Origin of the sequence: Methylorubrum podarium, from assembly GCF_022179745.1 — a bacterium.
GTDB lineage: Bacteria > Pseudomonadota > Alphaproteobacteria > Rhizobiales > Beijerinckiaceae > Methylobacterium > Methylobacterium podarium.
Genome location: NZ_BPRD01000279.1, coordinates 1 through 3,546 on the forward strand (window position 1 = coordinate 1; position 3,546 = coordinate 3,546).

The 3,546-nt window shown below is 71.1% G+C and carries 3 protein-coding genes; all 3 read left to right on the plus strand.

The annotated features are described in order from the left end of the window. Positions 1-522: 522 nt before the first annotated feature. The 3 genes from MFF42_RS14385 to MFF42_RS14395 are packed head-to-tail and all read left to right on the plus strand — an operon-like array spanning position 523 to position 3,475. Complete coding sequence (locus MFF42_RS14385; protein WP_238256341.1) at positions 523-984, plus strand: (2Fe-2S)-binding protein; 462 nt, start codon at positions 523-525, stop codon at positions 982-984. Between the two features lie 11 nt (positions 985-995). Further along, on the plus strand, positions 996-3,185 hold the full coding sequence (locus tag MFF42_RS14390) for a xanthine dehydrogenase family protein molybdopterin-binding subunit (RefSeq protein ID WP_238256342.1): 2,190 nt from the start codon (positions 996-998) through the stop codon (positions 3,183-3,185). Further along, the gene (locus MFF42_RS14395) at positions 3,182-3,475 is read left to right on the plus strand and encodes a c-type cytochrome (RefSeq protein ID WP_238256343.1); all 294 of its coding nucleotides are present in this window, start codon (positions 3,182-3,184) and stop codon (positions 3,473-3,475) included. The genes MFF42_RS14390 and MFF42_RS14395 overlap by 4 nt, the downstream gene beginning before the upstream one ends. Positions 3,476-3,546 lie beyond the last annotated feature (71 nt).

Consider the following 3,546-nt stretch of genomic DNA (forward strand, 5'->3'; position numbering starts at 1 on the left):
AGGTGGCCGGCTACCTGACCATCGTGGCGATGGCCGCTCTCGGGCTCGGCGTGGACGTACGGGTTCTCGCCCGGGTCGGCGCCCGCGTGACGGCGGCCGTCACCGGCTCGCTCCTCGTGCTGGTCATGATCAGCCTCGCGCTCATCTACGCCCTCGGCATCGCTTGAGGCTGCGTCGGTGCTTGAAAGAAATCGAGTGGAGCCGCGCAACTCCATGTCTTCGATCAAACTCGCAGCATACTCGAACCATCGGGCGGCCGGAGCCTGACGGCTCGATGCCCATTGGCGGATCAGGCCAGCGTAATTGCGGAATTGCCGCGGCCCTGACCAGCTCGGAACGGCGTGACGCAGCTTCGCTTGACGACCTCGGTTCCGGGTAAACCCTGACAGGGGAGAGGATCGAGCGGGCCATCGCAGCGTCATGACTTGTCACCCGCACCCGGCGGTCGCAGGCACCCCTTGTGATGTCCCGGCATCCGAGGGATACCGTATGCCTTAGGACGATTCCAAGGAGAGGGATGCCATGGCGCGACTGAACGTCAACGGCGTCGTGCGCGAGTTCGATGCCGAGCCGGACACGCCGCTCCTGTGGGTGATCCGGGAGCAGATCGGCCTGACCGGCACGAAGTACGGCTGCGGCATCGCCCAGTGCGGCGCCTGCACCGTGCATATCGACGGCGCGGCGGTGCGCGCCTGCTCGGTGCCGCTCTCCTCGGTCGAACCGGGGCAGAAGATCGTCACGATCGAGGGGCTGGCGCCCGGCGCCGATCACCCAGTTCAGAAGGCGTGGGCCGAGCTCGACGTTCCGCAATGCGGCTTCTGCCAGCCGGGGATGATCATGGCCTCGGCCGCCCTGCTGGCGCAGAACCCGCGCCCGAGCGAGGATCAGATCCGCGCCGAGATCACCAACATCTGCCGCTGCGGCACCTACAACCGCGTGCTCGCGGGCATCAAGCTCGCCGCCGAGCGCGGCCAGTCCGGCTGAGGGGAAGACCGATGCGCAGCGCTCGCCAAACCTCCCGCCCCTCCCGCCGCACCGTGCTGGCCGGCGCCGGCCTGTTCACCCTCGGCTTCCATATTCCGGCCCTCGCCCCGGCCCGGGCCGCGATCCTCGACGCGGCGCCCGCCGTCCCGGAGGTGAATGCCTGGGTCGTGGTGCGGCCGGACGAGACCGTGGTGATCCGCATCGCCCGCTCGGAGATGGGCCAGGGCACCCTCACCGGCCTCGCCCAGCTCGTCGCCGAGGAACTCGGCTGCGACTGGGCCCGCGTCACCACCGAGTATCCGAGCCCGGGCCAGAACCTCGCCCGCAAGCGCATCTGGGGCGACTACTCGACCGGCGGCAGCCGCGGCATCCGCGAGTCGCACGAATACGTCCGAAAGGGCGGCGCCGCCGCCCGCATCATGCTGATCGCCGCCGCCGCCAAGGGCTGGGGCGTGCCGGCCGAGGAGTGCCGGGTCGAGCGGGGCGTCATCACCCACGGACCGTCCGGCCGCAGGACCACCTACGGCGCGGTCGCCGCGGAGGCGGCGAAGATCGAGCCGCCGAAGGAGGTGGTGCTCAAGGATCCCAAGGACTGGACGCTCGCCGGCAAGCCGCTGAAGCGCCTCGACACCCTGGCCAAGCTCGACGGCTCCCAGGTCTACGGGATCGACCTGACCCTGCCCGGCCTGCTCAACGCCGCGATCCGGGACTGCCCGGTGACCGGCGGCACCGTGAAGAGCTTCGACGCGGCGGCGGTCTCGGGCATGCCCGGCGTCAAGCGCGTGCTACAGATCGGCGACAGCGCGGTCGTCGTGGTGGCCGATACGTTCTGGCGCGCCAAGACCGCCCTCGACGCGCTGCCGGTCGTCTGGGACGAGGGCCCGAACGCGACGGTCTCCAGCGAGACCATCGCGGCGACTCTGCGCGAGGGATTGGACGCGCAGGAGGCCTTCGTCGGCAACAAGTCCGGCGATGTGGCCGGTGCGCTGACGGGGGCGGCCAAGGTGGTGGAGGCCGTCTACGGCGTGCCCTTCCAGAACCACGCCACGATGGAGCCGATGAACGCCACCGCGGTCTGGACGCCGGAGCGCTGCGAGGTCTGGGCGCCGACGCAGAACGGAGAGGCGGCGCTGGCCGCCACCGCCGAGGCCGCCGGCCTGTCGGCCACGGCCTGCGAGGTCCACAAGATCCATCTCGGCGGCGGCTTCGGGCGCCGCGGCGCCACGCACGACTGGCTGCGGCAGGCGGTGCAGATCGCGAAGGAGATGCCGGGCACGCCGGTGAAGCTGATCTGGACCCGCGAGGAGGACATGATCCATGGCCGGTACCATCCGGTCACGCAGTGCCGCCTGCGCGGCGCGCTCGACAGCGACGGCAACCTGACCGGTCTGCACATGCGCATCTCCGGCCAGTCGATCCTGGCCTCGGTCGCGCCCCAGCGCATGGTCGAGGGCCGCGACCCCGTCACCTTCCAGGGGCTCAACCCGGGCGGGCCGGAAGCCGCGATCGGCTACACGATCCCGAACATCCTCGTCGATCACGCCATGCGCAACCCGCATATCCTGCCGGGCTTCTGGCGGGGCGTGAACCTCAACCCGAACGCCATCTATCTCGAATGCTTCATGGACGAGCTGGCCCACGCCGCCGGCCAGGATCCGCTCGCCTTCCGGCTGAAGCTGATGGGCAATCACCCCAAGCACCGCGCCGTGCTGCAGGCGGTGGCGGACAAGATCGGCTGGGACACCAAACCACCGGAGGGCGTCCACCGCGGCCTCTGCCAGACCATGGGCTTCGGCAGCTACGTGGCGGGCGCGGTCGAGGTCTCGGTCTCGGAGGCCGGCGAGCTGAAGATCCACCGGATCGTCGCGGCGACCGATCCCGGCCACGCGGTCAACCCGCAGCAGATCGACGCGCAGGTCGCCGGCTCCTTCGTCTACGGCCTGTCGGCGGCGCTCTACGGCGCCTGCACGGTCAAGGACGGCCGCATCGAGCAGACCAACTTCGACAGCTATCCCGTCATGCGGATGGACGCGATGCCCGTGGTCGAGACCATCCTGATGCCGTCCGGCGGCTTCTGGGGCGGCGTCGGCGAGCCGACCATCGCGGTGGCGGCCCCGGCGGTACTCAACGCGGTCTTCGCCGCCACCGGCAAGCGCGTGCGCCATCTGCCCCTGAAGGACGCGGACCTGCGCCGCGCATGAGGGCGGCGCGGCCGGCGCTCGCGTTTCTGGCCGCGCTCGCCTTCGGGTCGGGTGCGGGCGCGGCCGAGATGCGCCCTCCCCCAGGCGCCTCCTCCTGCACCGGCTGCCACACCGAGGGCGCGGCGATGGGCAGGCTGGAGGGACGGTCCGAGGCCGAGATCGTGGCGGCGCTCGACGCGTTCCGCGGCGGCGCACGGCCGGCCACCCTGATGAACCGCATCGCCAAGGGCTTCGACGAGGCCGAGAGCCGGGCCATCGCCGCCTGGTTCGCGGCGCAGGGATCGCGGTGATGCCCGAAACACCTTTCGCGCCGACGCGTCGCGCGCTGATCGGCCGCGGCGCCGCCGATCAGCGCGCGACG